Source organism: Cyanobium sp. N5-Cardenillas (assembly GCF_024345515.1).
GTDB lineage: Bacteria > Cyanobacteriota > Cyanobacteriia > PCC-6307 > Cyanobiaceae > Cyanobium.
Genome location: NZ_JAGQBG010000023.1, coordinates 1 through 21670, shown reverse-complemented (window position 1 = coordinate 21670; position 21670 = coordinate 1). Strand labels below are relative to the sequence as shown.

The 21670-nt window shown below is 71.1% G+C and carries 22 protein-coding genes and 1 tRNA gene; 13 read left to right on the top strand and 10 right to left on the bottom strand.

What is annotated here, in order from left to right:
• Window positions 1-157: 157 nt before the first annotated feature.
• Window positions 158-376, top strand: coding sequence for a type II toxin-antitoxin system HicB family antitoxin (locus KBZ04_RS03455; RefSeq protein WP_254990510.1), 219 nt, complete (start codon window positions 158-160; stop codon window positions 374-376).
• A gap of 189 nt (window positions 377-565) precedes the next feature.
• Here KBZ04_RS03455 and KBZ04_RS03450 read toward each other — a convergent pair whose 3' ends face one another.
• Entirely contained in the window at window positions 566-2131 is a 1566-nt protein-coding gene (locus tag KBZ04_RS03450) for an FAD-dependent monooxygenase (protein ID WP_254990509.1), read from the bottom strand.
• A 216-nt stretch (window positions 2132-2347) separates the two neighbouring features.
• Between KBZ04_RS03450 and KBZ04_RS03445 the strand changes: the two genes are divergently transcribed.
• Entirely contained in the window at window positions 2348-2836 is a 489-nt protein-coding gene (locus tag KBZ04_RS03445; RefSeq protein WP_254990508.1) for a hypothetical protein, read from the top strand.
• Here the strand turns inward: KBZ04_RS03445 and KBZ04_RS03440 are convergent.
• A complete protein-coding gene (locus KBZ04_RS03440; RefSeq protein WP_254990507.1) occupies window positions 2808-4070 on the bottom strand; it encodes a serine hydrolase domain-containing protein in 1263 nt (420 codons plus the stop codon). The genes KBZ04_RS03445 and KBZ04_RS03440 overlap by 29 nt on opposite strands.
• 90 nt (window positions 4071-4160) lie before the next feature.
• Here KBZ04_RS03440 and KBZ04_RS03435 point away from each other — a divergent pair, with 90 nt between their 5' ends.
• Window positions 4161-4754, top strand: a complete 594-nt coding sequence (locus KBZ04_RS03435) for a hypothetical protein (RefSeq protein ID WP_254990506.1) — start codon at window positions 4161-4163, stop codon at window positions 4752-4754.
• A gap of 6 nt (window positions 4755-4760) precedes the next feature.
• Here KBZ04_RS03435 and KBZ04_RS03430 read toward each other — a convergent pair whose 3' ends face one another.
• Window positions 4761-5312 carry a PadR family transcriptional regulator gene (locus KBZ04_RS03430; RefSeq protein ID WP_254990505.1) on the bottom strand — a complete coding sequence of 184 codons (552 nt, stop codon included), beginning with the start codon at window positions 5310-5312 and terminating at the stop codon, window positions 4761-4763.
• 147 nt (window positions 5313-5459) lie between these two features.
• Here KBZ04_RS03430 and KBZ04_RS03425 point away from each other — a divergent pair, with 147 nt between their 5' ends.
• The 7 genes from KBZ04_RS03425 to KBZ04_RS03395 all read left to right on the top strand — a co-directional run bounded on the left by KBZ04_RS03425 (window position 5460) and on the right by KBZ04_RS03395 (window position 13451).
• Window positions 5460-6662, top strand: coding sequence for an efflux RND transporter periplasmic adaptor subunit (locus tag KBZ04_RS03425; RefSeq protein ID WP_254990504.1), 1203 nt, complete (start codon window positions 5460-5462; stop codon window positions 6660-6662).
• Entirely contained in the window at window positions 6662-9730 is a 3069-nt protein-coding gene (locus tag KBZ04_RS03420) for an efflux RND transporter permease subunit (RefSeq protein ID WP_254990503.1), read from the top strand. The genes KBZ04_RS03425 and KBZ04_RS03420 overlap by 1 nt, the downstream gene beginning before the upstream one ends.
• Before the next feature lie 100 nt (window positions 9731-9830).
• A complete protein-coding gene (locus tag KBZ04_RS03415; RefSeq protein WP_254990501.1) occupies window positions 9831-10871 on the top strand; it encodes a metallophosphoesterase family protein in 1041 nt (346 codons plus the stop codon).
• 54 nt (window positions 10872-10925) lie between these two features.
• Window positions 10926-11075 (top strand): hypothetical protein, encoded by a 150-nt coding sequence (locus KBZ04_RS03410; protein WP_254990500.1) that lies wholly within the window; start codon window positions 10926-10928, stop codon window positions 11073-11075.
• Between the two features lie 16 nt (window positions 11076-11091).
• Window positions 11092-11871 carry an META domain-containing protein gene (locus KBZ04_RS03405; RefSeq protein ID WP_254990499.1) on the top strand — a complete coding sequence of 260 codons (780 nt, stop codon included), beginning with the start codon at window positions 11092-11094 and terminating at the stop codon, window positions 11869-11871.
• Between the two features lie 9 nt (window positions 11872-11880).
• A complete protein-coding gene (locus KBZ04_RS03400) occupies window positions 11881-12618 on the top strand; it encodes a class I SAM-dependent methyltransferase (protein WP_254990498.1) in 738 nt (245 codons plus the stop codon).
• 122 nt (window positions 12619-12740) lie between these two features.
• Complete coding sequence (locus tag KBZ04_RS03395) at window positions 12741-13451, top strand: hypothetical protein (protein ID WP_254990497.1); 711 nt, start codon at window positions 12741-12743, stop codon at window positions 13449-13451.
• On the opposite strand, the gene KBZ04_RS03390 is transcribed toward KBZ04_RS03395, so the two are convergent.
• The 4 genes from KBZ04_RS03390 to KBZ04_RS03375 all read right to left on the bottom strand — a co-directional run bounded on the left by KBZ04_RS03390 (window position 13403) and on the right by KBZ04_RS03375 (window position 16971).
• Entirely contained in the window at window positions 13403-14362 is a 960-nt protein-coding gene (locus tag KBZ04_RS03390; RefSeq protein ID WP_254990496.1) for a RimK family alpha-L-glutamate ligase, read from the bottom strand. The genes KBZ04_RS03395 and KBZ04_RS03390 overlap by 49 nt on opposite strands.
• Window positions 14341-14739 (bottom strand): hypothetical protein, encoded by a 399-nt coding sequence (locus tag KBZ04_RS03385; RefSeq protein WP_254990495.1) that lies wholly within the window; start codon window positions 14737-14739, stop codon window positions 14341-14343. Before KBZ04_RS03385 ends, KBZ04_RS03390 begins: the two co-directional genes overlap by 22 nt.
• Before the next feature lie 162 nt (window positions 14740-14901).
• On the bottom strand, window positions 14902-15912 hold the full coding sequence (corA, locus tag KBZ04_RS03380) for a magnesium/cobalt transporter CorA (RefSeq protein WP_254990494.1): 1011 nt from the start codon (window positions 15910-15912) through the stop codon (window positions 14902-14904).
• Between the two features lie 153 nt (window positions 15913-16065).
• Window positions 16066-16971, bottom strand: coding sequence for a prephenate/arogenate dehydrogenase (locus KBZ04_RS03375; protein ID WP_254990493.1), 906 nt, complete (start codon window positions 16969-16971; stop codon window positions 16066-16068).
• Window positions 16972-17014: 43 nt separating this feature from the next.
• Between KBZ04_RS03375 and KBZ04_RS03370 the strand changes: the two genes are divergently transcribed.
• The 3 genes from KBZ04_RS03370 to KBZ04_RS03360 all read left to right on the top strand — a co-directional run bounded on the left by KBZ04_RS03370 (window position 17015) and on the right by KBZ04_RS03360 (window position 19204).
• Window positions 17015-18472, top strand: coding sequence for a helicase (locus KBZ04_RS03370; protein WP_254990492.1), 1458 nt, complete (start codon window positions 17015-17017; stop codon window positions 18470-18472).
• Between the two features lie 28 nt (window positions 18473-18500).
• Entirely contained in the window at window positions 18501-18752 is a 252-nt protein-coding gene (locus tag KBZ04_RS03365; protein ID WP_254990491.1) for a DUF2839 domain-containing protein, read from the top strand.
• A gap of 110 nt (window positions 18753-18862) precedes the next feature.
• Window positions 18863-19204: a DUF1815 family protein gene (locus KBZ04_RS03360; protein ID WP_254990490.1), complete on the top strand. Its 342-nt coding sequence runs from the start codon at window positions 18863-18865 to the stop codon at window positions 19202-19204.
• Between the two features lie 34 nt (window positions 19205-19238).
• Here the strand turns inward: KBZ04_RS03360 and recA are convergent, their stop codons facing one another.
• The 3 genes from recA to KBZ04_RS03345 all read right to left on the bottom strand — a co-directional run bounded on the left by recA (window position 19239) and on the right by KBZ04_RS03345 (window position 21509).
• Window positions 19239-20444: a recombinase RecA gene (gene recA, locus KBZ04_RS03355; protein ID WP_254990489.1), complete on the bottom strand. Its 1206-nt coding sequence runs from the start codon at window positions 20442-20444 to the stop codon at window positions 19239-19241.
• Between the two features lie 168 nt (window positions 20445-20612).
• The gene (locus KBZ04_RS03350) at window positions 20613-21416 is read right to left on the bottom strand and encodes an HAD family hydrolase (protein WP_254990488.1); all 804 of its coding nucleotides are present in this window, start codon (window positions 21414-21416) and stop codon (window positions 20613-20615) included.
• Window positions 21417-21437: 21 nt separating this feature from the next.
• Window positions 21438-21509: transfer RNA gene (locus KBZ04_RS03345), tRNA-Gln, on the bottom strand.
• Window positions 21510-21670 lie beyond the last annotated feature (161 nt).

The following is a 21670-nucleotide window of genomic DNA, read 5'->3' as shown; positions in this document are numbered from 1 at the left end:
CCGAACGCGGCTCGCGGGTGGTGCCCTACGGCTGCGCAGAACCCTGTGGTGACGTGCGCGAGAACCGCCTCAAGCGAGCAGGCGCCTTGTCAGCCCCTGGCTGCCAACAAACTTCGTTACACCTAAAATGACTTGACATGTAACCGGGGCGAGTTTGATGAAGGGAGAACTGACTGCCGTGATCGAGCCTGCTCCGGAGGGTGGCTTCTGGGCGATCTGCCTGGAGATTCCCGGCGCTAATGGACAGGGAGAATCCATGGAGGAAGCAAGACAAAGTTTGCAGGCCGCCATTGAGCTTCTCCTCGAGGATCGTGAGGCTGACATCAGTCGTGGACTGCCACCGGATGCCGTGCGCATGACCCTGCAGATCGGATGAAACGCCGCGATCTGGAACGGCGGCTACGCATGGCTGGATCAATCCCGCGACTGGAGTGAAGGAAGCCATCCCAAGACACACCGAGATTAAGGAACCCTTGGCACGCAAGATTCTCGCCAGCCTCGGCGCGAGTTGAGGTCGGAACGTGCCGTAAAAGCATCAAGCACCAGCCACGACTTGATCTCCTGGTTAATCGCTTGCCGTGTCAGCGCCTGCGGCCGCTCTACCCACCAGCCCCCCATACCGCCGCACCGCGCTGCGGTGATCGGTGTCGGCCCTCAGGCCGATGAAGCCATCCGGCCGCACCGCCAGCAGTGTGAGGGGCCCCAGGCCGAGGCTGGGCGCCTGCTCCAGCCGCACGGTCACCACCGCTTCCACCAGCTCCGGCGGCACCGTGCCCGCGGCCCGGTCGGCCTCCAGGTCGGCCAGCAGCCCGACGAGGGCGTCCAGGGACGCCTCGGGGGCGGCCACCAGCAACAGCGTGTGGCCGCAGCGGTGGGTGAGCTGGTGCAGCCGATCCGTGCCGGCCCCGGGCGGCAGCGCGATCGTGGTGGGCAGCCGCTGGCCGCCGCCACCGCCGATGATCGCCGAGCCGGCGTAGCTGACGTTCATCTCGGTTTCCGCCACCACCTCCTGCTGGCGGGCCACCGGGTTGGCGAGCATGGCGGCGATCGCCCGGTCGCGGGCGGCGCGCTCAGCGCTGTCCTGCAGCCCGTGGGCCTGCTCGGTGGCGTCGCCGGAGCGGCAGATCTCCTGCGCCACCGGACGCCGCTCCTGCTCGTAGCTCTCCAACAGAGCGGGATCTGCAACCCCCTGGTGCACAAGGGCCAGCTTCCAGGCCAGGTTGGCGGCATCGTGCAGCCCGCAATTCATGCCGTGCCCCTCGGCCGGGGAGCACACGTGGGCGGCATCGCCGGCCAGGAACACCGGCCCGGCGCGGAAGGCGCTGGCCACCCGGCTGTGGCAGTGGAAGCGGCTGGGGTTCTCCACACCACTGAAGCGGGCCTGCGGCAGATAACGCCCCAGCACGGCGGCGGCCTCGGCCACCAGATCGCCCTCCTCGGCGGCGGGCCGCAGGTACACCCGCCAGCGCTTGTCGGGCAGGGCCGTGAGGATCAGGGGGGAGGCATCGAGGTAGGCCGCGTTGACCTCGTGGCTCTCGGCCCAGCCCTCCACCGCCGCATCGAACACGGCCCAGGGCCGGGCGATGCCATGGCCTTCGAAGTCCAGGCCGCTCAGGGCGCGGGTGGTGCTGCGCAGGCCGTCGCAGCCCACCAGCCAGCGGGCCTGCACGACGTGCTCATGCTCACCGCAGACCACCGTGGCGGTCACCCCGTCGCCGTGGGTTTCCAGACCCACCAGCCGACAGGCGCGGTGCACCGCGCCCCCCAGCCCCTCGAGATGCTGCGTGAGGATCGTTTCGGTCACCTCTTCGGAGAGGCCGAGGTTGAAACCGAAGCGGCTGCCGCACGCGGCCAGATCCAGGTCCCCCAGCCGCCGGCCATCGGCGTGGATCAGGATCCGCCGCTGCCGGCAGCCGGCTTCGAGAAACCGGTCCACCAGCCCCAGCGCCTCGAAGATCTCCAGCGACAGGGGGTGGATCACCGTGGCCCGGTCCCAGTGCAGGGCCTCGGCCCGGGCGTCGATCAGCAGGTTGGGAACGCCGCGGCGCTGCAGCTCCCCCGCCAGCAGCAGGCCGGTGGGACCGGCCCCCACCACGAGCACGCAGGTCTGGCGAGGAAGGGATGACGGCATGGCGCCCGGGCGGGTCGAGCTGGCGAGGGCCAGCGCCGGGCACACTAAACGCACCGCAGGGGCTCGCTCCTGGCCAACCCATTCCGCTCCCTGGCCGCCGCCACGGCCGCCGCCCTGGCCCTTGGCACGGCAGCGGCGGCGGCGGCCCCCAATGGCACCTGGCTGTCGCAGCCCCAGATCTGGTACTACGCCTCCCGGGGGTCACTGAACGGGGTCATGGCCGAGATCCGCGGCAGCGACTTCAAGGTGGTGTTCCTTGACGTCCGCAAGGTGTCGGAGGCGATGCAGCGGGAGGCGGCCCAGGCGGCGCGCCGCCAGGGACTGCTGCCGGTGGTGTGGGTGCAGTCCCCCCAGTACCGGGCGTTGGCGATCACCGATCTGGTGCACGAAGCCCGCCATGGCGACGCGATCCAGGTGGACGACCACTTCTTCGCCCACTACTCCCTGGAGGACTTCTATCGGCTGCGTCGGCTGTACCCCAAACCGATCTTCTGCAGCATCCAGCCGTTCCAGGCCAGTCTTCTGCCCACGGCGGGCTGCAACCAGGTCGATGTGCAGTGCTACAGCGCCCCGCAGTTCCAGCCGTGCCTGAAGCTGGCCGACCGACTCGGCGCCGTGGTGAGTCTCTCCAGCGAAAACACCCTGAAATACCGCAGCCAGCTGGGCGGCCGATCCTTCAACACCTTCCTATGGCAGGGGCCATGACGGGCGGGGCGTCCTGCGGCGCCAGATGGGCGCCGATCGCGCGAAAGATGTCATCGGCGGCATTGCAGTAGCCACCGCTGGCATCAAAGGCCTCTTCGTCGAAGGTGACCGCCACCGCCACCGCGATCTTGCGTGAGGGCAGATAGGCCATCACCCCCGCCTGCCCGGAGAACAGCGGGTTCTGCAGCAGCCAGGGGCCCGAGAGGACGATCCCGATCCCGTAGGTGTAGAAATCGCTGAGGGTGGCGCAGGTGGCACAGCCCTCGATCGGCCGGCCGAAGCCCCGCAGCGTCGGAGCGATCTGCAGCCTGTGGCTCTGCGGCGACAGCAGCCGGCCCGTTCCGATCGCCTCGGCGGAGGTGGCCATGTCGTGGATGGTGGTGAACTGCACCGCACCGCGGGTGATCGTCCAGGACGGATTCCAGTAGGTCGACTCCTCGTAGAAGCGGGTGCCCGCCGGGATGCCGAGGCTCTGGCGCCGTTCCGACGAGAAGGCGTGCAGCACCGGCGGCGCGATCGCGGGTGTGCCGCCGGGGTCCCGCGTGTTGCGGAGCTTGAGGGGCCCGAAGATCCGCTCCTGCATCAGCACGGGCATCGTCTGGCCCGTGATGCGCTCCAGCGCCAGGCCCAGCAGGAGATAGTTCGTGTGCGCGTAGTTCCAGCTCGTGCCGGGCTCATACCAGAGCGTCTTCAGGTCCGCGAAGGCGAGCAGGTCCTGCACGGAGAACTGCCGGAACGGGTTCTCGAGCAAAGTCCTTTCGAACGCGGCATTGCCGATCACGTAGTCGCGGTAGCCGGAGGTCATCCGGGCGAGCTGGCCGAGGGTGACCCGCTCCGCATTCGGGATCTCCGGCAGCCACCTCGCGAGCTTGTCATCGAGGCTCACCCTGTTCGCATCGACCAGCTGCAGCAGCAGCGTCGCCACGTAGGAGATGGCGATCGCCCCGTTGCGGACGTGCATGTCCTGCGTGGCCGGCACGCCCGTCATCGACTCGCCCATCGCCGCGGTGACCACCTCTCTGCCGTCGATCGTCACGCGCACGATCACCGCCCTCAGGTGGTCGTCGGCCATGCGCTGGCGAACGATCCGCAGGATGCCAGCCGCCTCGGGTGAGGCCGCCGGTGGGGCGCCATCGGCGGTCCGGGCCTGGACGGGACCCGCTCCGCCCAGGCAACCCGCCAGGAGGGCACCCAGGACCCGTCGTCCCTGTGGGGCGAACCAGCGACGATCCACACCGGCTCGCTCAGGAAGCGGCAACGCTACGCGCCCTGGCACCTGCCGCCCCCGGAGCGCTTCCTACCCTGGCCCTGGTTGCGAAACGCCATGCCCTGCCCCCATGGCCTGCGTCGCTGGGCCGCCCCGCTTCTGGTGGTTGGTGCGCTGAGCGGAGGGATGGCCACCCCCGCGGCTGCCGGCCCCCCGGCCACCCCGGTGACCCTGGACTTTTCCGGCCAGACCTACCGGCTGCGCTGGTCGTCCCAGCACCAGCACGAGTTCACCCCGGCGGGCCAAGACGACCTCAGCCGCTGGACGGACATGGTCACCATCAACACCTACCCCGGGATCAGCGACGGCGAAGGGCTGGCCGAGATGGCCAACCGGGCCCTGGGCAACTACCGGCGCCACGGGGCCACGGTGCTGCGCACGGCTTCCATTCCCCGCACCGCCGAGCGCCCGGCCGAGCACCTGGTCGTGGCCCTCTTCCCCACCCGCGCCTTCAGCGAGGCCGTCTTCGCCCGCTGGCGGCTCGCTGACGGCCGCGGCACCGCCGTGATCGTCAGCCACCGCCGCTATGGCCCGAAGGCGGGGGCCGCCATGGCGGCTTGGCTGAAGGCGAACGGACCGGCCGTGGAGCGCCGCCTGATGGCCCTCGATGTGGTTCCCTCCCATCGCGTCCTCGAGCCGGCCGGGCCGTGAACACCCCTACGGCTCCGCTGGCGGTGGCTGCCCCTCCAGAAAGGCGATCACCTCATCGCACCAGCGGATCCACTCCTGCTCGAACAGGATGCCGCGCCGCAGGGTGAGGTAGCGGTACTGCTCCTGCAGCGGCAGCGCCGGATGGCTGCGGAACAGGGTCTCCTTCTCTTCGTAGGAGGCGAGCTGGCCGGCGTGGACGGCGCGGCGGCGGCGCACCTCCGCCAGCAACTGGGCGGGCTCGGTGTAAGGGCCTCCGAGCACCTTCACCAGCAGGTCTTCGCGGATGGGGGTGGGCAGCGACGGCACGGCGGCCCACTGGCTGAGCTCCCGCCGGCCCGCCTCGGTGATGGCGTACACCTTGCGGTCCGGCTTGCCCTGCTGGGGGACGACCTGGCAGCGGACCCAGCCGTTGGCCTCGATCCGGGCCAGCTCCCGGTAGATCTGCTGCTGGCTGGCGGTCCAGTAGCAGGCCATCGTCTCCTTGAACTGCTTGCTGATGTCGTAGCCGCTGGCGTCCTTCTCGCAGAGCACCGTGAGGATCGTGTGCGCCAGGGCCATGGCAGGGAGGGGACGTCACGTCGGCGTGGGAGCTGATCCTGACCCAGCTGCCGCTGGACCCGGTTGACCTACCCAACAAGTTGTGCATACACTTTGGCGCATACCCAATCTGTTGCATAGCAACCAGGGATCCGCAGCCGCTCCCCCATGGATTTCGCCCCAGCAACGCCGCCAGCGCTGCTCAGCACCCAACGGCGGACCCGGTGGGGCCGGCCCGTCCCCTGGGGTCCGCCCCTGGCGATCGCCGCGGCCATCGCCGGCCTGGCCATCGCCGCCGTGGCGGTGACCCGGCCGCCCCGCCCGCCGCTCCAGCGGCCCCTGCCGGTGGCGGTGGTGACGGCCCAGCCGGTGACCCGCTACCTCACCAGCCGTGACTACACCGGCGAGGTGGTGGCCGGCCGCAGCAGCAGCCTCGGCTTCGAGCTGCCCGGCACCCTCGAGCGGGTGCTGGTGGAGGAGGGGGACCGGGTGGTGGCCGGCCAGCCCCTGGCCCAGCTCGACCGCCGCCGGCTCCGGGCCCAGCGCCAGCAGCTGCTGGCCCAGCGGGACGTGGCCCGGGCCGCCGTGGAGGAGGTGCGTCAGCAGTTGATCCTGGCGGAGCTGCAGCGTGACCGCCGCCGGCGGCTCCATGCCCAGGGAGCGATCTCCCGCGAGGACCTCGACCAGCAGATCCACGGCAGCGCCGCCCTGCGCAGTCGGCTCGTCCAGGCCGAAGCCCAGGTGGACGATGCCGAGGCCCGCCTGCGCCAGATCGATGTCGACCTGGCCCGCAGCGTGCTGGTGGCCCCCTTCGACGGCACGGTGAGCCGACGGCGGCTCGATGAGGGCGTCGTGGTGAGCGGCGGCCAGGCGCTGATCAGCCTGGTGGAGTCCGCCCCCCTGGAGGTGCGGGTGGGGGTGCCCCCCGACGCCGCCGAGGGCCTGCGGCCGGGGCAGCGCCACCCGGTGCGGGTGGGGGATCGGCGCCTGCAGGCCACCGTCAGCGCCCTGCTGCCGGAACTCGATGCCGGCAGCCGCACCGCCACGGTGGTGCTCAGGCTGCCGGCCGAGGATCTGCCGGTGGGAGCCACGGCGCGCCTCAGCCTGCGGCGCAGCGAGACGGGCGCCGGCTTCTGGCTGCCCACCACCGCCCTGGTGGCCGCCGAACGGGGCCTCTGGTCGGTCTATGTGCTGGAGCCGGCCGACGCCGCGCCGGAACGGGGGCGGCGGGTGGTCCGGCGCCTGGTGGAGCCGCTGCATAGCGAGGGCGACCGCTCCCTCGTCCGCGGCACCCTGCGCCCCGGCGACCAGGTGATCGCCACCGGCACCCACCGGGTCGTGCCCGGGGTCCGGGTGACGGAGGCGCCCTGATGTTCGACCTCTTTCACCGCAACCGCCAGTTGCAGCTGCTCACCCTGCTGCTGGTGGTGGTCTGGGGGCTGTCGGCCCTGCTCACCCTGCCGCGGCTGGAGGACCCCCTGATCACCCAGCGCAACGCCCTGGTGGTCACCGCCCTGCCGGGGGCCACCCCGGAGCGGGTGGAGTCCCTCGTCACCGAACCACTGGAGGAGGCCCTGCTGGAGCTGGAGGAGGTGGACCACCTCGACTCCACCTCCTCCACCGGCACCTCGGTGATCGCCGTGAGCCTCAAGGAGTCGATCCGCCAGGTGGCGCCGGTGTGGGGCAAGGTGCGCAGCAAGATCGACGACGCCACCCCCGACCTGCCGCCGGAGGCCACGGACCCGGAGTTCCGCGACGGCAACATCGGCGCCAGCGCCCTGATCGTCGGCCTCACCTGGGAGTTCGACACCCCCGCCAACCTGGGCCTGCTGACCCGGCTGGCCGACGACCTGGCCAGCCGCCTGCGCGCCCTCCCCGGCACCGACCGGGTGGAGCTCAGCGGCGAACCCGAGGAGGAGATCCGGGTGGAGATCGGCGCCCGGGAGCTGGCCCGGCTCGGCCTCACCCCGAGCGAGCTCTCCGAACGGATCGCCGCCAGCGACGCCAAGGAGGCCGCCGGCCAGGTCCGGGGGGCCCGCAGCGCGCTGCTGCTGGAGGTGGCTGGCGCCCTCGACTCCCTCGAGAGCATCCGCGCCATCCCCCTGCAGACGGGCGCCGATGGGGCCGGCGCCCGCCTGGGGCAGGTGGCCGCCGTCAGCCGCGGGGTGCGCCAACCCGCCTCGCGCCTGGCCCTGGTCGGGGGCCGTCCGGCGGTGGTGGTGTCGGCCACGGTGGCCTCCAGCGCCCGGGTCGACCTCTGGGCCCGCCAGGCCCGCATCCAGCTCGAGGCGGTGCGCGCCACCCTGCCCCAGGGTCTGGGGCTGCACACCGTGCTCGACCAGAGCCGCTACGTCCAGGAGCGTCTCGATGGGGTGATCGGCAACCTGGTCAGCGGCTCGCTGCTGGTGGTGGCCGTGTCGGTGCTGATGCTCGGCGGCAGGGCCGCCCTGGTGGTGGGGGTGGCCCTGCCCCTGTCGGCCCTGATGGTGTTCGGCTGGATGCGGGTGCTGGAGGTGCCCCTGCACCAGATGTCGGCCACCGGCCTGGTGATCGCCCTGGGGCTGCTGATCGACAACGCCATCGTCGTGGTCGACGAGGTGCAGCAGCGACTGCGCTCCGGCGACAGCCCCTCCGCGGCGGTGCGCCATTCGGTGCGGTACCTGCTGGTGCCGCTGCTGGCTTCCAGCCTCACCACCGTGCTGGCCTTCGTGCCCATCGCCACCTCGCCGGGGGCCACCGGGGAATTCATCGGCACCATCGGCCTCACCGTGATCCTGGCCCTGGCCAGCTCCCTGTTCCTCTCCCTCACCGTGATTCCTGCCCTCACCGCCCGGCTGCAGCCGTGGCAGCCCCTGGGGCCGGGCGTGCGCTGGTGGGAGCAGGGCATCGCGCCGGCCGCCCTGGCCCCCCCTTACCGCCGCTCCCTGCTCCAGACCCTGCGCCATCCCGGGCGGGGGGTGGCCCTGTCACTGCTGCTGCCGCTGCTGGGGTTTGTGGCCTTCGGCAGCCTCGAGCAGCAGTTCTTCCCGCCCACCAACCGCGACCAGTTCCAGATCGAGCTGCGGCTGCCCCAGCAGAGCGCCCTGGAGCGCACCGAGGACCTGGCGATGGCCGTGCGGCAGCGGATCCGCCGGGACCCCCACGTCGACGACGTGCACTGGTTTCTCGGCGAGAGCGCCCCGCCGTTCTTCTACAACGTGATCGCCTCCGAGGAGAACGCCCCCCACTACGCCCAGGGCCTGGTGCAGCTGCGGGGGGCGGAGGGGGTGCGGAGCACGATCCGCTCCCTCCAGCAGGCGCTGGATCGGGAGTTCCCCGAGGCCCAGATCCTGGTGAAGCAGCTGGAGCAGGGCCCCCCGTTCGAGGCGCCGATCGAGCTGCGGCTGGAGGGGCCCGATCTGGAGCAGCTGCGCCGCACCGGCGACGAGCTGCGCCGCCATCTGGCCCAGCTGGAGCCTGTGACCCACACCGCCGCCAGCCTGGGCGAGGCCGTGCCCCGCCTGGCCCTGGCGGTGGACGAGGAGCAGGCCCGCCGCAGCGGCCTCGACAACCGCGCCATCGCCCGCCAGCTCCAGGGCGGCCTCGAGGGAACCGTGGGGGGGTCGATCCTGGAGGGGGTCACCACCGTGCCGGTGCGGGTGCAGGTGGCCGAGGCCCAGCGCCGCGATCTCCAGCAGGTGGCGTCGCTGGATCTGGTGGCGCCCGGCGGCGGGGCACCGATTCCCCTCGGGGCCCTGGCCGGGCTGCGGCTGGAGCCGGAGCTGGCCGCGATCGAACGGCGCGACGGGCAGCGGGTCAACACGGTGCAGGCCTTCCTGACGGCGGGGGCGCTGCCCGATTCCGTGCTGCGGGACTTCCGCCGCCAGCTCGAGCGGGAGGGCTGGCAGCGGCCGGCCGGGGTGAACCTGGCCTACGGCGGCGAGGCCGATGCCCGCGGTGAGGCGGTCGCCAACCTGCTCTCCACCGTCGGCGTGCTGGCGATCCTGATGACCGCCACCCTGGTGCTGTCCTTCCGCTCCTTCCGGATGGCCGCCCTGATCGCCTCGGTGGCCCTGCTGTCGGTGGGGCTGGCGGCCCTGGCCCTGAGGCTCAGCGGATCGCCCTTCGGCTTCACCGCCATCCTCGGCACCCTCGGCCTGATCGGGCTGGCGGTGAACGACGCGATCGTGGTGCTCACCGCCATCCGCACCGATCCGCTGGCCCGCAGCGGCGACCCTGCCGCCACCGCCGCGGTGGTGCTGCACGCCACCCGCCATGTGCTCGCCACCACGATCACCACGGTGGTCGGCTTCCTGCCCCTGATGCTCGATCCCACCGGCTTCTGGCCGCCGCTGGCGATCGCGGTGGCCGGCGGCCTGGTGGGGGCCACGGCCCTGGCCCTGTACTACGTGCCGGCCGCCCACGGCCTGCTGGCGCAGGCCGCCAGACCTGCAGCGTGAAGCGTCTCCCCGGGGTGCTCTGCGCACCGGTGGGGGTGCCGTTCCGCAGCGAAGGCGCCCTGAGCGGCCATTGTGAGCACCGGGTCGCCGCGCTTTCGCCATGCCGCCATCCCTAGGCCGTCGCCAGCTGCTCTCCCTCTCCGGCCTGGCCCTGGGGGCGGGCCTCTGGCAGCTCTGGAAGCCGGCCAGGGTCAGTGCCGCCGCCGGCCTGGAGGCCCCGCCCCGCGGCGACACCCGCCTGGTGCTGATCAGCGATCTGAACGCCGCCTACGGCTCCACCACCTACATCGCCGAGGTGCACCGGGGCGTGGCCCTGATCCCGCCCCTGCGCCCGGATCTGGTGATCTGCGCCGGCGACATGGTGGCGGGCCAGAAGGCGGGGCTGAGCCGCCAGCGGCTGGCCGCCATGTGGGCGGGCTTCGATCGCAGCGTTCTGGGCCCGCTGCGTCGCGCCGGCCTGCCCTTTGCGCCGGCCATGGGCAACCACGACGCCTCCGGCGCCAGTGCAGGTGGCCGCTTCCTCTTCGCCGACGACCGCGCCGAGGCGGCCCGCTTCTGGCGGGCGCGCCGGGACGCCCTCGGGCTGACATTCGTTGACAGCGGCAACTTCCCCTTCCACTACGCCATCCGCCAGGACGACGTGTTCGTGCTGGTGTGGGACGCCTCCACCGCCCAGGTGCCTGCCGAGCAGCTGCGCTGGGCCGAGCGGGTCCTGGCGGGCCCCGCCGCCCGCTCCGCCGGCCGGCGCCTGGTGGTGGGCCACCTGCCGCTGCGGGCCGTCAGCCAGGGCCGCGACCGGCCCGGTGAGGTGCTGGCCCAGGCGGCGGCCGTGCAGCAACTGCTGGAGCGCCATGGGGTGGAGGCCTACGTGAGCGGCCGCCAGCACGCCTACTTCCCGGCCCGCCTGGGCCAGCTGGATCTGTTCCAGCTCGGCGCCATGGGCAGCGGCCCCCGCCGGCTGCTGGGCCAGACCAACACCCCCTTCCAGACCCTCACCGTGCTGGATCTGGTCGGCAGCCCGCCCCGGCTGGTGGACACCAGCTTCGATCTGCGCACCCTGCGGCGCATCGATCCGCAGCGGCTGCCCCGCTCGCTCCGTGACGCCGCCGGCCGGCAACTGACGCGGCGGCCCGAGGTCTGAGGGGCGGGGCCAGCGCCGGCGGATCTATCGTCACCGCCATCGCACGCCGACGTCATGAAGCTGCCGGAAGGCTGGCGGATCTACGCCCTGGTTCTGGGACTGAACGTGCTGGCGCTCTCGCTCTGGTGGGTCGATCGCGACGCGGTGCCCCACCCCTCCGCCGGCGGCATGGGCGCCTGGATCGCCGCCCGCCTGGGGTCCTGAGTTGCCCGTGATCGCGATGAATCGCCGACATCTGCGGCCGCTGGTCGCCCTGCTGGCCCTGCTGCCGGCGGCGCACGCCGTTTCTGCGCTGGCGGCGACACCCTCCCCGCTCGAGGGCACCGCCTGGGTGCTGGAGCGCCTGGGGCAGCGCCAGCCCCAGAACGGCACCAGCATCACCCTGCGCTTCGAGGCTGGCCGGGTGGCGGGCAGCGACGGCTGCAACCGCTTCGGCGCCCCCGTGACCGTGCAGGGATCGGCCCTACAGGTGTCGCCCCGGGGCCTGAGCACCAAGATGGCCTGCCCACCGGCGGTGATGAACCAGGCGGAGGCCTTCCAGAGCGCCCTGCGCAACAGCCGGGGTTTCCGCCTCGACGGCGAGCGCCTGCGGCTGCTCTCGGCCGACGGCCGGCCACTGCTGGTGCTGGTGGCCCAGTCGCAGCGGCTGGTGGGCAGCACCTGGCGGGTGGCGGGCTTCAACAACGGCCGCCAGGCGCTCGTGAGCCCGATCCTGGGCACCAGCCTCTCGCTGCGGTTCATCCAGGGGGGCCAGCTGGCCGGTTCGGCGGGGTGCAACCGCTTCACGGCGCCGGTGCGGCTGGAGGGCAGCCGCCTGCGCATCGGCACCCCTGTGACGACCAGAAGGCGCTGCGCCGGCGCCGGGGTGATGGAGCAGGAGCAGCAGTTCCTGGCCGCCCTGCCAACGGCCGCCAGCCTGCGGCTCGAAGGGGAGTCTCTGGAACTGCGCCGGGCCGACGGTGCCATCGCCCTCAGCCTGCGGCGCGTCCCAGGGCCCTGAGAAGCACCTATGGATCTGCCAAGGGTGGTGTTCTTCGGTCGCACCGGGGCTGACGCCCTGGCGTTCTTCAACCTCGATCTGGCGGACTGGCGCGGCCGCAGGGTGCTCGATTGCCCCGGCGGACCCGGTTCCTTCACCGCCCTGGCCCGCGCCGCCGGGGTGGAGAGCGTGGCGGCCGATCCCCTGTACACCCTGTCGTTGCCGGAGCTGGAGCGCCGCTGCCGCGACGACGTCGCCTTCACCATGGAGCGCCTGGCCCTGAGCCCGACGATGCGGCCGGACTTCGACCAGGCCCGGTTTCGCCAGGGAAAGATGGAGGCCCTCGAAGCCTTTCTGGCCGACCGGCGGGACCATCCGCAGGCCTACCGCGCTGCGGCGCTGCCCTCCCTTCCCTTCGAGGCGGCCAGCTTCGATCTTGTGCTCTGCGGCCATCTGCTGTTCTGTTACGCCCCGATCGCCGACGGTGGCCTCAGCGAACAGCCCGACTTCGACCTCGACTGGCACCGGCGCGCCCTGGCCGAACTGCTGCGGGTGAGCCGGCAGGAGGTGCGCATCTATCCCGCCCACACGATCGAACGCCACCCCCGGGTGCATCCCTGGGTGCAGCCCCTGCTGGCCTGCCTGCCGCCGGGATGGCAGGGGCAACTGGAGCCCACCAGCTACGACGAAGGCTTCGAGGGCGAGACGCCGATGCTGCGGCTGCGGCGCCACGGCACCGCTGGCCTCCTCCCGCCAGAGGGGCGATGATCACGATTTCAACACCAGATCTTGTAAATCTCGATACAAAAATTCGGGTATGTAACGGGTCGTGGCTGGTTTTCGCCCCTGGAGACACACTGACAAAAAATCTGCCCCAGGAGTGAATTCCCATGACGTATCTGACCTGGAGGCGGGAGCTGGTGAGCTCCGCCATCGATCAGATGCTCGCAGCCACCGATCCCGACCGCGGCCCCTTCGGTGATGGGGGTGTGCTGTTCAACGCGATGATGCAGGATCTGAGCCAGAGCCTGCCGGCCCTGGAGATCGTGGCGGCCGCCAACGACATCCTCACCGCCCACCGGGGCTTCTGCGAGGGACGCAGCTGCGAGGTGGCCCAGGCCCTCAAGGTGTGCCTGTCGATGCCGGCGGAGAAACAGGGCCTGGAGCGGCGGCTCGTGCTCGACCGCGCGCGGGTGGAGCAGAACGCCCTCGGCCATGACGCCAACCTGCTGCTGGTCTGGGATGGCCTGCGGACCAGCGCCATCAAGGAGCTCGGCATCGCCGCCCTCAGCGAGCGCTTCCCCTGCCAGGGGGGCGAGGCCCGCTGGAGCACCGGCGAGTTCGTGGCCCTGCTGGAGGCCCGTGCCCTGCAGTGCCGCCGCACCCGGGTGGCCCAGGAAATCGTGGCGGAGGATCCCGCCACCGCCCCCTCCGGCGGCACCGTGGTGCTGGTGTTCCCCGCCGATCCCGGCACGCGCCCCTGGGTCGCCACCGTGGCCGTGGCCCTGCCCACGGAGGCGCTCCCCGAAAGCGAGCCGCCCACCCTCGACGGTTACCAGGCCATGCGGGTGCTGGTGGGTCCCACCAGAACGTCGGCATAACGGCCGAAGGCCTCCCCCTCGCTGAGGAACAGCCGGGGGATCACGAGTTCACACTCCAGCAGCAGCAGCTCGCCGTCCCCGTCGCGGATCCCGTCGATGCGGGCATAGGGCAGCACCCCGAAGCGCCGCCGCAGGCGCTCCTCCACCGCTGCGGCCCAGTCCCGTTCCGCCGCACTCGCCTGCCACAGCCGGTTGCGCCCCCCGAACCCTTCGTGGGCGATCCAGCCCCCCGCCGCCACGCTCTTGGCCACGGCGTGGGAGAACCGTCCGCCGAGGAACACCGCGCTGAACTCCCCCGCCCGGCAGATCGCCGGCAGAAAGCGCTGCAGGCACAGCGCCCCGTCCTGCGCCAGCCGCTCCAGCCAGCCATCGGCATCCGCGGCCTCCACAGCCACCGTGCCATCGGCCGCGGTGATCGCCAGGCGCGGGCCGTCACGGCGCACCCGGTAGGTGTGCCAGCTCCTGGCGCCGATCGCCGGCTTGAGCACCGCCTCGCTCCAGCCGCACGCCTCCAGAATCCCCGCCAGCGAACCGCGCCAGCCGGCTGGAAGCCAGCGGCTGGGGATCAGGGCCACCCCCTCCCGCTCCAGCTGGGGAAGGTAATCACTTTTGCAGTGGCCCGCCAGAACCACCGGCAGCGGATTGGCCAGCGGCACCCCGAGGCCCTCGAGCCGTTCCGCCAGGGCGCCGATGCGGGGCAGGAAGTCGGGGTGGCGATGGCTGTCGCGGCAGTCACGCACGCTGACCCGATCGAAGCGCCCCCATTCGGTGGTGTCGCCGTCAGTGAGTGATGGCAGGGGCACCAGCTCCGTGGCGATGCCGCGATCGGCGAGGAAGGCCCGCAGGGCCGGCGTTTCGTCGTGGATCCGCCCCAGGTGCAGCAGGGCGATCAGGCCGGCAGGATGCCCCACTCACGCTTCACCTGCACGCTGGTGATCTCCCAGGCCTCCTCGGCCGCCACGACCGGTCCATGGTGGTCGACCGGCGTCAGGCCCCGCCTGGCGAATTCGTTCTGCAGCAACAGCTGAAACAGCACGCTCTGGGACACCAGCCCATGGAGACGCTCCTCTCCCCCGACGCGGGCCATCAACACCGGATGGCCCTGGCAATCGCGCAGCGCCCGCAACTGCTGCTGCAGCCAGACCCGCTCGTACTGGAGCATGGCGTCGCTGCAGCGGGACAGGTTCTCCCGATAGCAACCGGCATGGCACTTGATGGCCCCTTCCGACAGGCCAGCCGCAGTACCGGCCTCCTTCAGGAGTTGCATCGCTTCGCTCAGAAAACTCACGGTCGTTCACTGATGACTCAGCAACGCTAGAAACGGCCATCGCCATTGCCCACGGACGCCGGGCAGAGGCAATGATCCTTAGTGCAGAGGAAGAGAAACTAAAGACAGTGGCGGTTGCTACATCACCTTGGCGAGCGCTGGCCGGGAGCCTCAGAGCCATTCTCAGAGCCAATGCTTGCGACGGAAAAAGAGGTAAAGGCTGATACCGATCACGATCATCACCGCCCACACCGAGTAGTACCCACCACGCCACTCCAGCTCGGGCATCTCCTTGAAGTTCATGCCATAGACGCCGGCAATGAAGGTGAGCGGAATGAAGATCGTCGAAATGATCGTCAGCACCTTCATCACCTCGTTCATGCGATGGCTGAGGGTCGAAAGGTAGGTGTCGTGCATGCCGCCGAGAATGTCGCGGTGGGTTTCCACCAGGTCAATGATCTGGATGCAGTGGTCGTAGAGATCGCGCCAGAACACCCGGCTCTCGGCTGTCAGCAGGGAGGATTCGCTCTTGACGATCATGGCTACCTCCTCGCGGATCGGCCAGACGGCCTTGCGCAGGCTCAGGATCGACCGCTTGAGGCTGTGGATCTCCTTGATGTCGCCGGGGTGGGGATCTTCCAGCAGCCGGTCATCCACCTCCTCGATGATGTCGCCCATCCGCTCGACGGCCAGGAAGTAATGGTCGACGACGGCATCGAGCAAGGAGTAGGCGAGGTAATCGGCCTTCATCCAGCGGATACGGCCACTGGAGGCCCGGATGCGATCACGTACCCCATCAAAGACATCGCCATCATCCTCGAGGAAGGAGATCACGAAGTGATCGCCGAGGATCACACTCACATGTTCGATGTCAATGTTCTGGCTCTCTTCGTTGAAGGCGATCATCTTCAGCACCATGAAGACGTAGCCTGGAAACTCCTCCACCTTGGGGCGCTGGGTGGTGTTGGCGATGTCCTCCAGCGTCATCGGATGGATGCCGAAGCACTCGCCGAGGCGCTCCACCAGGTCGACGTCATGCACCCCGCTGACGTTCATCCAGGTGATGCTGTCCTGGCGCACCACATCGGCGCAGCTGCGCACCGACACATCCAGATCTTCCGACCAGCCGTCAGCGTCGTAGTGGATGACATCGATCTGCACCTGCGCGAGCCGTTGCTCGCCCACGAACACCACGGCCCCCGGTGAGGATCCGGGCCTGATCCGCCTGCTACGGATGCCGCTGCTGCCGGCGGCGCTGCGGAGTCGCTGGGATTGTCTCGTTGGCCTGGTCTTCATCGCCCGGCCCGGATGCCATGGAGTGTCCTGGAGACTATCGGCACCCCAGGTTCAGAGAAAGTCCGGCCGCAGCGCCTGGCTGCGCTCCAGCGACTGCCGCAGGGCCGACCATTCCTCCCCGGCCACCATCGCTTCGAGGCCTGCCAGGGACTGGCGGTAGTGATCCAGGGCCTCCAGCAAGGCCGGCCGGTTGGTGCGCGCCATCAACATCCCCAGCTCCGGATTGCCGCCGCCGACGCGGGTGGTGTCGGCAAAACCGCTGGAGGCCAGGGCCCGCACCAGGTCAGCCCCTGCATCGATCTCGCCGCCCCCGATCTCGCCGCCCCCGGCCTCGACCGCCTGCAGCAGGGCCGCCCCCACCAGCACCGGCAGATGGGAGATGAGGGCCACGGCGCGGTCGTGGGCCTCGGCGCCACAGCAGAGCCAGCGGGCCCCGATCGCCTCCGCCAGCTCCCGCACCGCCTGCAGCGCCGCCGGATCGGTGCCGGCCTCCGGAGTCGCCACCCAGGGCCTGCCGCGGAACAGGCCGGGCTCCCCCGCCTCCACCCCGGCCCGCGCGGTGCCCGCCATCGGATGGGAGGCCACGAAGCGACACCCCCCCGGGCCGCCGCCGGCCCCCGCCAGCAGCTCCCGCCAGCGGCGCAGCACCGGCCCCTTCACCGAGCCCACATCGGTGATCACCGCCCCATCCGGCAGCGCCGCCACCAGGGCGGGATCCGGATCCAGCAGGCGGTCGAGGGGCAGGGCCAGCACCACCAGGCCGCAGCCGTCCAGCACGGCCGGATCGGTGCTCACCTCGGTGGCCAGCCCGCGCTCCCTGGCCCGGGCGGCGGTGGTCGGGCGGTGCACCAGGGCCCGCACCCGGGCCCCGGCCGCCACCAGATCCAGCCCCAGGGAGCCCCCGATCAGCCCCAGGCCCACCACGCCCACCGGTTCGCGCTGCCAGAGGGGTGTCATCGTCGCTGCGGATCGGCTGGGCCCAGCTTCCTACGATCCAGCCATGTTGGAAGCCCGCGCCCACCAGCACCTCAAGGCTCTCCTGCAGCGAGAGGGGGTGGAACGCTGGCCCCACCACCTCACCTTGAGCCGGCTCGTGGCCCGCAGCCTGCGCCGGGCCGACCACACCCTGGTGCGCCTGGCCCCCGGCACCGCCCCCAGCTGGTGGATCAGCCTGCTGGTGCCCCTGGCCCTGAGCGAGACGCCCCTGGCCCTGGTGGTGACGCCGGCCCTGCGCCAGCGGCTGCTGCTGGTGGAATGGCCGCGCCTGCGCAGCGCCGGGTTGGAGCTGGCCTGCTGGGAAGGGCCCGGGGCACCGGCCGGCACCCGGATCTGGCTGCTCGACCACCGGGAGCTGGTGGCGGCCTGGCGCCACGGCGAGCTGGGGGAACGGCAACTGGTGATCCCCGAGGCCGAGTTGCTCGAGGTGGCCCTGCGCCAGGCCCTGGAGGTGGAACTGGAGCCCCGGCACTGGGATCAGCTGCGCCGCGCCCAACCCAGCGCCGAAGCCTGTCTGCTCAGCCTGCACGAACGGCTCAGCCGCCGGGTGCTGGCCCATCCCCGCTCGCCCCACCGGCTGGTGGCCCTGGCCGATGACGACGAAGCCCCCCTGCGCCACCTGCTGCGCCTGCTCGAACCCCTGCCGGACCCGTGGCCCCGCTGGCTGAGCGCCGGCGCCGGCTGGAGCAGCTGGGCCCGGGTGGAGCCGTCGATGCTGCAGTGGAACCTGCTGCGTCAACCGCTCGAACCCCTGGCCGAACTGGCCGGCCTGCTGGTGGGACGGGGGGCGGTGCTGATCGGTGAGCTGGCCACCGGCCGGGCGGCGGAAGGCCAGCCCGCCGCCGCGGCCGCCCTGGGGCTGGAGCCGGCCGTGGTGGTGGATCTGGCCGATCCCCCCCTTTCCGACCCCCTGCCCCTGTTCGCCCCCCTGCGCCAGCCGCTGCCCAACAGCCCCCAGTACGCCCAGCACCTGCTGGAGCAGGGTCGGCGTCTGGTGCTGGGCCAGAGCGGCCTGACCGTGGTGCTGATCGACGATTCGGCCCTGTGCCTGGGCCTGGCCAGCGGCCTGGCCGCCGAGTTCGGCAGCCGGGTGTGCCACCAGAACAGGTCACCGGAGAGCAACGGTGTGGTGTGCTGCAGCTGGAGCTGGTGGCTGGAGCACCAGCCGCGGCTGCCCCTGCCCTGCCAGGTGGTGGTGGGGCTGCTGCCGATCGCCAGCCTGGAGGATCCGCTCACGGCGGCCCGGGTCGGGGTGCTGCGGCAGCAGGGCCGCGACTGGTTCCGGGAACTGCTGCTACCGGAGGCCCTCAACCGGCTGCAGCGGGGTGTGGCCGGGCTGCGGCGCAGCGGCGGGCGGCTGGCGGTGCTGGATGGCCGCCTGCGGGGCCGCAGCTGGGGACGGCTGGTGTTCACCGCCCTCGAACCCTGGGTGGAGCTGGCCCGGCTGCGGCCCGACCCCTAGCCTGCCCCCAGTTGCCGTCTGAACCCTGATGGGGGAAGCCAAACGCCGGGCCGAACAGGGACTGCCGCCCCGGGACAAGCCGCGTGCCAGCAAGGCCAAGGACGTGGACACCTCGCCCCGCATCGTCGCCTGGCTGCCCCTGACCCGCAACCAGGCCTCCCGCTTCGTGGCGATCACCACCAAGGGCGCCTGGATCGGCATCGGCGGCCTGGCCCTGCTCTGGGTGACGGTGCGCTTCATCGGCCCCGCCGCCGGCTGGTGGACCCTGTCGGACGGCTGAGGCACTGCTGGCCTGACGGGGCCGGGTGCCGGTCTCCACATATGAGCATTTGCGCCTAGCGCAAATTGGAAGAAATCCTTATGATCTGCGGATTGTGATGGACACCTCCCATGTTTCTCCGGCTGGCCGAGCAATACCGCTCGGCCGTTGAGGATCTGATCCTGAGCCTGCAGGCCCTGGCCGTGTCTCTGAAGAAACAGGGCCACGTGGCCACCTGCTACACCTGCGGCGATGGCCGCGACGGCCATGGCGCCTCCTTCGTGGCCGACCTGGGCGACAACCACATGGTGCGGCTCCTGGTGTCCGACTTCGGCATCAGCTGGGTGGAATCCCGCAACGGCCAGGAGCTGGTGAAGCTGGAGGGCGCCGACGCCATCCAGGAACTCCAGCGGGTGGTGCTGGTGCTGCAGCCCACCGGCGAACCGGCCACGGCCCCAAGGCGAGCCGCCTAGGCCTCCCTGCCGGCCCACCCCTGGAGCCCGATGCTCAGCCGGCGGCGGGCAGCTCCTCCAGTTCAGCGGCGCCCTCTCCAGCCTGGGGCTTGGCCGCCGCCAGCTTGGCCGCCGCGGCCAGGGGCTTCATCGAGTTGGCGGTGACCTCGGAACCCTCGGTGAGCTTCTTGCGGGTGAGCTGCTCGATCACCTCCTTAGGCCCGGGGTTCTGCTCCAGCCAGGTGATCGTGTTGTCGCGGCCCTGGCCGATGTTGTCGCCCTCGTAGCTGTACCAGGCGCCCTTGCGGGTGACCACACCCGTTTCTTCCGCCAGATCCAGCAGACAGCCCAGGGTGCTGATGCCGCGGCCGAAGAGGATGTCGAACTCGGCGATCCGGAAGGGGGGCGCCACCTTGTTCTTGGCCACCTTCACCTTGGCCCGGATGCCGTACTCCTCGGTGCCGCGCTTGAGGGTCTGAATGCGACGGATGTCGAGCCGCACCGAGGCATAGAACTTGAGGGCGTTGCCACCGGTGGTGGTTTCCGGGTTGCCGTAGGTGACGCCGATCTTCTGGCGCAGCTGGTTGAGGAAGATCACCGTGCAGCCGGATTTGCCGATGTTGCCGGTGATCTTGCGCATGGCCTGGCTCATCAGGCGGGCCTGGCTGCCCACCGCCAGATCACCCATCTCCCCCTCGATCTCCGCCCGGGGGGTGAGGGCCGCCACCGAGTCGACGACAACGATGTCGACGGCGGCCGAGCGCACCAGCTGGTCGACGATCTCCAGGGCCATCTCGCCGGTGTCCGGCTGGGAGACCAGCAGGTTCTCGATGTCGACCCCCAGGGCGGCGGCATAGACCGGATCGAGGGCGTGCTCGGCGTCGACGAAGGCCGCCACACCGCCGCGCTTCTGAACCTCGGCGATGGCATGGAGGGTGAGGGTGGTCTTACCGGAGCTCTCCGGCCCGTAGACCTCCACCACCCGACCCTTGGGATAGCCGCCCCCCAGGGCCAGATCGAGGGTGAGGGCCCCGGTGGGGACCGTTTCCACCCGCATGCGGGAGGCATCCCCCAGCCGCATGATCGACCCCTTGCCGAAGTTGCGCTCGATCTGGGTCAGCACCAGGCCCAGGGCCTTGTCGCGCTCCGCGGCGGCCTTGGGATCGCCGCTGGGGGCGGCGGCGGAGACGTAGGAGGTGGACGTGGAGGGAGAGCCGGAGGAGGCAGCGGAGGCGGAGGAGGCCCTGGGATCGACAGGCATGGTGGGGATGGGTGATGGAACGGGCCGCAGCCGGCTGGAGCCGTCGAAGCGGTGGGTGGAGGCGGAGATGGGGGGCCGGAACCGGGCGCCATCCTGCGGCCTCTGGACAACCAGTGCCACCCGGAGACTCCGGCGTATCAATCTGTAGTACGGGCGTACTCTAGCGGCTCATGGCCATTGCGCCAGGGGGGCTTCGAATGCGGCGGCTTCCAGCCAGCGGATCCCCAGGGGGGCCAGCCCCTCCCCGTCCCCCGGGCCCAGGTACCCCCACGCCACCAGGTAGCAGCGCACCGCCTCCAGCCCCGGCGTCCGCCGCACCAGCTCCAGGGTGGGACGGCGGTCCTCCACGAACCACAGGGGGCGCTCGCCTGGATCCCGCTCCGCCACCAACCGCCCCAGCACTGAGGGCTTGCTGCCCTGTTCGTGGCCGTAGAGCGCCAGGGGCGTGAGGCCAGCGGCGGCCAGGAGGCGGGCGGCGAAGGCCCCGCCCTTGGTGGTGAGCACGGCCCAGTCGGCCCCCTCCGCCGCCAGCCGGCGCAGGCGCGCTTCGACGCCGGGATAGAAGCGATGCAGGGCCAGCCAGGCATCCAGATCGGTGGCGATCGCCTCCTGGCGCAGGTCCTCAAGCGCCCGCTGCAGCTGCTCGGTGCTCCAGCCCCAGCGCTCCAGGGCCCGGGCCAGGAAGGTGTCGTAGTCGGCCACCGCCGCATCGAGATCGATGTCGGGCCGCCCCAGCTCGGCGGCCATCAGCACCATTTCCCAGCCCTTGTGGATCAGGGGTCGCAACAGGGCGAACCCCGCAGGCGCCAGCTCCGGCAGGTGCCAGCCGGCGGGGGCGGCGCTGGCGGCACGCGTACCGGAACCCCCGGCGACCAGGGCCAGGACCGCCCGGCGGGCCGACCACCAGTACTCGGCCATGCCGTCCACCAGCACGCCATCGAAATCGAACACCAGCAGAGGGCGTTCAGGCACCGGCGGAAAAGGGAGAAAAAACTGGGCCGCTAGGATTCGAACCTAGGAATGTCGGGACCAAAACCCGATGCCTTACCGCTTGGCGACGGCCCAATCAACCCATGGGATGGGACAGGCGTCGGTCCGAAACCGGCGCCTTGCTAGTTACCCACAGCGGCTGGTCCTTCGTCAACTCGCCCGTGTCCACCCTGGCGGCAGGCCCCCTCAGGCGGGAAAGACACGCAGCAGCTGCTGACGGCCGCGGCCGAAGACCG

What these genes read in the sequence shown, in the direction of transcription:
- KBZ04_RS03455 (WP_254990510.1), top strand. Translation starts at nt 158, where the DNA reads ATGAAGGGAGAACTGACTGCCGTGATCGAGCCTGCTCCGGAGGGTGGC.
- KBZ04_RS03450 (WP_254990509.1), bottom strand. Translation starts at nt 2,131, where the DNA reads ATGCCGTCATCCCTTCCTCGCCAGACCTGCGTGCTCGTGGTGGGGGCC.
- KBZ04_RS03445 (WP_254990508.1), top strand. Translation starts at nt 2,348, where the DNA reads ATGGCCGAGATCCGCGGCAGCGACTTCAAGGTGGTGTTCCTTGACGTC.
- KBZ04_RS03435 (WP_254990506.1), top strand. Translation starts at nt 4,161, where the DNA reads ATGCCCTGCCCCCATGGCCTGCGTCGCTGGGCCGCCCCGCTTCTGGTG.
- KBZ04_RS03430 (WP_254990505.1), bottom strand. Translation starts at nt 5,312, where the DNA reads ATGGCCCTGGCGCACACGATCCTCACGGTGCTCTGCGAGAAGGACGCC.
- KBZ04_RS03425 (WP_254990504.1), top strand. Translation starts at nt 5,460, where the DNA reads ATGGATTTCGCCCCAGCAACGCCGCCAGCGCTGCTCAGCACCCAACGG.
- KBZ04_RS03420 (WP_254990503.1), top strand. Translation starts at nt 6,662, where the DNA reads ATGTTCGACCTCTTTCACCGCAACCGCCAGTTGCAGCTGCTCACCCTG.
- KBZ04_RS03415 (WP_254990501.1), top strand. Translation starts at nt 9,831, where the DNA reads ATGCCGCCATCCCTAGGCCGTCGCCAGCTGCTCTCCCTCTCCGGCCTG.
- KBZ04_RS03410 (WP_254990500.1), top strand. Translation starts at nt 10,926, where the DNA reads ATGAAGCTGCCGGAAGGCTGGCGGATCTACGCCCTGGTTCTGGGACTG.
- KBZ04_RS03405 (WP_254990499.1), top strand. Translation starts at nt 11,092, where the DNA reads ATGAATCGCCGACATCTGCGGCCGCTGGTCGCCCTGCTGGCCCTGCTG.
- KBZ04_RS03400 (WP_254990498.1), top strand. Translation starts at nt 11,881, where the DNA reads ATGGATCTGCCAAGGGTGGTGTTCTTCGGTCGCACCGGGGCTGACGCC.
- KBZ04_RS03395 (WP_254990497.1), top strand. Translation starts at nt 12,741, where the DNA reads ATGACGTATCTGACCTGGAGGCGGGAGCTGGTGAGCTCCGCCATCGAT.
- KBZ04_RS03375 (WP_254990493.1), bottom strand. Translation starts at nt 16,971, where the DNA reads ATGACACCCCTCTGGCAGCGCGAACCGGTGGGCGTGGTGGGCCTGGGG.
- KBZ04_RS03370 (WP_254990492.1), top strand. Translation starts at nt 17,015, where the DNA reads ATGTTGGAAGCCCGCGCCCACCAGCACCTCAAGGCTCTCCTGCAGCGA.
- KBZ04_RS03365 (WP_254990491.1), top strand. Translation starts at nt 18,501, where the DNA reads ATGGGGGAAGCCAAACGCCGGGCCGAACAGGGACTGCCGCCCCGGGAC.
- KBZ04_RS03360 (WP_254990490.1), top strand. Translation starts at nt 18,863, where the DNA reads ATGTTTCTCCGGCTGGCCGAGCAATACCGCTCGGCCGTTGAGGATCTG.
- recA (WP_254990489.1), bottom strand. Translation starts at nt 20,444, where the DNA reads ATGCCTGTCGATCCCAGGGCCTCCTCCGCCTCCGCTGCCTCCTCCGGC.